The sequence below is a fragment of the Clostridium sp. 29_15 genome, from assembly GCF_001916075.1.
Lineage (GTDB): Bacteria > Bacillota > Clostridia > Clostridiales > Clostridiaceae > Clostridium > Clostridium lentum.
The window spans coordinates 43,978-48,942 of sequence record NZ_MNRT01000031.1 but is presented as its reverse complement, the minus strand read 5'-3'; the positions used below and the strand labels follow the sequence as shown (position 1 = coordinate 48,942).

Here is a 4,965-nt window from a genome sequence, read left to right as displayed (position 1 = left end):
CGAAGGAACTTCATTCGCTCGACTTGCATGTGTTAGGCACGCCGCCAGCGTTCGTCCTGAGCCAGGATCAAACTCTCAATAAAAAGTTTAATCTGTTTTACTCAAATTACTTTGAGTCTTTATAAGACTTAAAAGAATTGCTGGTTTTATATTAACTATATTCTGTTTAATTTTCAAAGATCATCTCGCGTCTCTCGACTGCTTTTTTATGATAACATTTCTGTTTTCATCTGTCAACATATTTTTTTAAATTCTTTTTTGGAACTTTTTTCTACATGCTAACCTTTCTTTCGAGGAAGTTTGTTTGCTCCCTGGAACGCTTATTATCTTAACATTTTAAATAAGCTATATAAACTTATTTATTATTATTTTTGATTATTTATTCTTTATATACTCATTACATCTTTATTTTTCTAACAAATTCATATATAGATACACCTGGAACGGTGTTACTGATTTAATCTCATAATTCATAATAATCATCTCTTCCTTAAAGTTAAACATCAATTACTACGAAAATTAAGTATATATTAAGATATAAATTGTAGGAGGGCTTATATTTTGAAAAAACTAATTTTAATACCTTTAATTTATTGTGTTTTATTAATAGGGTGTAGTAAAGCTAGCGATCCAACTACTACTGATTCAACTTCCAAAACTTCATCTAATGCAGAAAGTAGTTCTTATTCAAGTACTAAAGTAACATTGCCATCTAAAACAATTAATTATAATGAAAGTACTCAAAACTTAAATTTTATTGCCTCTGACTTATCCTATAGTAAATTTATATCCATTGGACAATTGCTATTCTTTTCAGACAGCAATAATAACAATAAACTTTCAGTAACATCTTCATCATTATCAAAAAATTATATCGAAGATGAAAATATACAAGATATCTATGATTATTCAGTAGAATCTATGACCTCTATTGATAATATAATATACTTTACAAACACATCAGAAAATAATAACTTATATAAATTAGATTATGAAAAAAAATCAATAACATTAGTTTCGTCTGATAGCTTTAGTAAAATAGCTAGTTCAGCAAATGATATAATTTATATAAATAAAGCTATGGGTGACACTCTTGGATGTTATAATACAAAAAATAACACTTCCATACAACTATCTTCAGATAAATGTGGTTCCTTCATCGTTAACGGTGAATATATACTTTATCAAAACTTAAATGATAATTTATCATTATATGTAATAAAAAAAGATGGCTCTGGAAGACAAAAACTTACCAGCGCAGGCGTAGATAGTTTTGCTACATATAAAAACTTTATAATTTATATAAATGCCGAAGATAACTATCTATATTCATTAAATCTATCATCAAAAAAAAGTCAAAGAATTGATTTATTAAAGGGTACAAATTTAAAGCATCATAATGAATCCTTTTATTTCATCAGTCTAGAACATTCAAATCATCTTTATTCTTTCTCAATTGATGATAAATTAAATGTAATAGGAAAAACGCCTCGTATAAATGATGCCATAAGCGATTATTATCTTACAGAAAGCGGAATGTTTTCTAAGCAAGGTATCAATATAAATAAAAGTTATTTTACAGCATATGAATAAAAGCAGGGAAAACCTGCTTTTATTTTATCTTATTTACCATTTCCTTAAAATTGTTACCTCTTACCATAAAGTTAGGGAACATATCAAATGATGCACATGCTGGTGATAAAGTAACTATATCTCCTTCCTTAGCTATTCTCTTAGCTGTCATTACAGCCTCTCTTAAAGTCTTTACCATATATATAGGCATATTTAACTTCTCAGCTTTTATAACCTTATCAAATTCTTTTTTAATAGATTCTTTAGTAGCACCTAAAAGAATTAATGATTTTATATAAGGATAGCCTTCTTTAGCTAATACATCGAATGATATATGCTTATCATATCCACCAGCTATAAGGATTACTTGTGTATCAAAAGATTTCAATCCTGCTAAAGTTCTTGTAGGACTTGATGCTATTGAATCATTGTAGTATTTTACCCCCTTATATTCTCTTACAAATTCACATCTGTGTTCTACGCCTTGAAATGTTTCAGCAACTCTTCTCATTGTTGAATTATCTACATCATCTCTTGTAGCTTCAAAAGCAGCTAGAAAGTTTTCAACATTATGCATTCCCTTTATTATTATATTTTCTCTTCTACATATTTCTTTTCCATCTAGATATAGTATTCCATTTTCATATGAAGCTCCATAATCTAATCTCACTCTTGATGAAAAATCCCTTACTCTGCATTTTGCTTCATTTCTAAAGCTATTAGTAATTTCATTTTCACAATTTAATACTAATATATCCTGACTCTCTTGATGTAAGAATATATTTTTCTTAGCATTAATATATTCTTCCATATTTTTATGCATATCTAAATGATTTGGTGCTAAATTAGTTACTACTGCTACATCTATAGGAAGGTTCATTGTCATAAGCTGGAAACTTGAAAGTTCTAAAACTACCATATGATCTTCTTTAATTTCTTCTATCTTAGAAAATAAAGGAGTTCCTATATTTCCACCAACCCAAGTTTTATACCCTTGTGCTTCTAACAATTTTGAAATAATTGTTGTTGTTGTTGTCTTTCCATCTGAACCTGTTACTCCATAAACCTTACCTTTACAATATCTAACGAACTCTTCCATCTCTGAAGTTATATATGCTCCCTCTTCTTTTGCCTTTAAAAGCTCTTTATTATCAATTCTCATAGATGGGGTCTTAAATATAACATCAAAACCTATAAGTTTATCCAAATAACCTTTTCCTAGCTGGAACTCCACACCTTGCGTCTTAAATTCAGCAACTACACTTCCTAACTTTTCTTCTGTATTTCTATCAAAAGCAGTAACACTAGCCCCTAATTCTATTAAAAATTTTATTAAAGGTATGTTGCTTACTCCAACTCCTACTACTGCTACTTTTTTTCCTTTTATATAATTTTTAAATTCTTGAAAATCTTTTTTCATCTTTCCTCCACACCAATTTTCTTTTTCATTTAATATAGCTTCATTTTAAAATTTATTATAATTATAACATTATAGAAAATTATATTCCATAATTATTTCCATTAATTTACATGAATTTTCATGCAAAAAAAGAAAGAAGCTTAAAGCTTCTCTCCCTTAACTAAAATTCTAAACTCTTAGCTATAAAATCATTTAATTCTTCTATCTTAACTCTTTCTTGAGTCATACTATCTCTATGTCTTATAGTAACACATCCATCATTTTCTGTTTCAAAGTCAACAGTAATACAGAATGGAGTACCAATTTCATCTTGTCTTCTATATCTCTTACCAATACTTCCTGTTTCATCATATTCTATGTTGAAGTTCTTAGCTAATAATGAGTACACTTCATCAGCCTTTTCAGAAAGCTTTTTAGATAATGGTAATACAGCTGCTTTATATGGAGCTAAAGCTGGATGTAAATGAAGTACTGTTCTAACATCTCCACCTTCTAATTCCTCTTCATCATATGCATCTACTAAGAATGCTAAAGTAACTCTATCAGCTCCTAATGATGGTTCTATAACATATGGTACATACTTTTCATTTGTAGTAGGATCCATATATGTCATATCTGTTCCTGAATGTTCAGCATGCTTATTTAGATCGTAGTCAGTTCTATCTGCTATGCCCCATAATTCTCCCCAACCAAATGGGAATAAGTATTCTATATCAGATGTAGCATTTGAATAGAATGATAATTCTTCTTGTCCGTGATCTCTTATTCTTAAGTTATCTTTATTAACACCTAAGTTCATTAAGAAATTCCAGCAATAATCCTTCCAGAATCCAAACCATTCTAAGTCAGTTCCTGGCTTACAGAAAAACTCCAATTCCATTTGTTCGAATTCTCTTGTTCTAAATGTAAAGTTCCCTGGTGTAATTTCATTTCTGAAAGATTTACCTATTTGTGCTATACCAAATGGAACTTTCTTTCTTGAAGATCTTTGAACATTTTTAAAGTTAACAAATATACCTTGAGCTGTTTCTGGTCTTAAAAATATTTCACTTGAAGAATCCTCAGTTATACCTTGGAAAGTTTTAAACATTAAGTTGAACTTTCTTATTTCAGTGTAGTTTAATTTACCACACTTAGGACATACTATGTTATTTTTAGTTATATACTCCATTAACTGTTCATTTGTCCAACCATCTGCTGAAGCAACTTCTGCACCATTTTCAGTCATATGATCTTCAACTAACTTGTCAGCTCTAAATCTAGCTTTACATTCTTTACAATCCATTAAGGGATCTGAAAATCCTCCAACGTGTCCTGATGCAACCCAAACTTGTGGATTCATTAATATTGCACAATCAACACCTACATTATAAGGACTTTCTTGTACGAATTTTTTCCACCATGCTTTTTTTACATTGTTTTTAAATTCTACTCCTAATGGGCCGTAATCCCATGAGTTTGCTAATCCTCCATATATATCTGATCCAGGGAATACAAACCCTCTGCTTTTACATAGAGCTACTATTTTATCCATAGTTTTTTCTACTGCCATCTTTTTACCTCCAAAATAATTTTATGTATTAAAAAAAGCCTTAATACCATAAAGGGACGAAATTATCATTCCGCGGTTCCACCCTTCTTGGCATAAGCCCAACTTTCACATACTATGCTCAAAAGTTCCCTTCATTTTAACATTCTAATGATTCTCACCAGCCATCATCTCTCTAAAAGAATATATTAAAATTACTTTTCTTTTTCACTGCATATATTAAATTATACCTTAATTTTATCAAATGCGATTTATATGTCAAGTATCCTCTAAAATTTTATTAAAACAATTATACTATAAAGAAAAAAAGAGTTTTATATAAGCAGATAATATCTGTTCATATAAAACTCTTTTAAAATAAAAGTGGCTCCGCGAAGAGGGCTCGAACCTCCAACCTATCGGTTAACAGCCGAGTGCTCCACCA

Annotated in this window: 3 protein-coding genes, 1 rRNA gene and 1 other annotated feature; of the genes, 1 reads left to right on the top strand and 3 read right to left on the bottom strand. The window is 29.6% G+C overall.

Going from position 1 to position 4,965, the window contains the following annotated elements; translation table 11 throughout:
* Nucleotides 1–83: ribosomal RNA gene (locus BHW04_RS06815) — 16S ribosomal RNA — on the bottom strand; the annotation flags it as partial.
* Nucleotides 84–561: 478 nt separating this feature from the next.
* Between BHW04_RS06815 and BHW04_RS06810 the strand changes: the two genes are divergently transcribed.
* A complete protein-coding gene (locus tag BHW04_RS06810) occupies nucleotides 562–1,593 on the top strand; it encodes a DUF5050 domain-containing protein (RefSeq protein ID WP_302699249.1) in 1,032 nt (343 codons plus the stop codon).
* A 19-nt stretch (nucleotides 1,594–1,612) separates the two neighbouring features.
* Here the strand turns inward: BHW04_RS06810 and murD are convergent, their stop codons facing one another.
* Together murD and BHW04_RS06800 are read right to left on the bottom strand one after the other, a co-directional pair.
* On the bottom strand, nucleotides 1,613–2,992 hold the full coding sequence (gene murD, locus BHW04_RS06805; RefSeq protein WP_022211415.1) for a UDP-N-acetylmuramoyl-L-alanine--D-glutamate ligase: 1,380 nt from the start codon (nucleotides 2,990–2,992) through the stop codon (nucleotides 1,613–1,615).
* 160 nt (nucleotides 2,993–3,152) lie between these two features.
* Nucleotides 3,153–4,544, bottom strand: a complete 1,392-nt coding sequence (locus BHW04_RS06800) for a glycine--tRNA ligase (RefSeq protein WP_022211414.1) — start codon at nucleotides 4,542–4,544, stop codon at nucleotides 3,153–3,155.
* Nucleotides 4,545–4,593: 49 nt separating this feature from the next.
* Nucleotides 4,594–4,761: a binding site (T-box leader), on the bottom strand.
* Between the last annotated feature and the right edge of the window lie 204 nt (nucleotides 4,762–4,965).

Coding starts and splice junctions, on each gene's coding strand:
- murD (WP_022211415.1), bottom strand. CDS start 2,992: ATGAAAAAAGATTTTCAAGAATTTAAAAATTATATAAAAGGAAAAAAA.
- BHW04_RS06800 (WP_022211414.1), bottom strand. CDS start 4,544: ATGGCAGTAGAAAAAACTATGGATAAAATAGTAGCTCTATGTAAAAGC.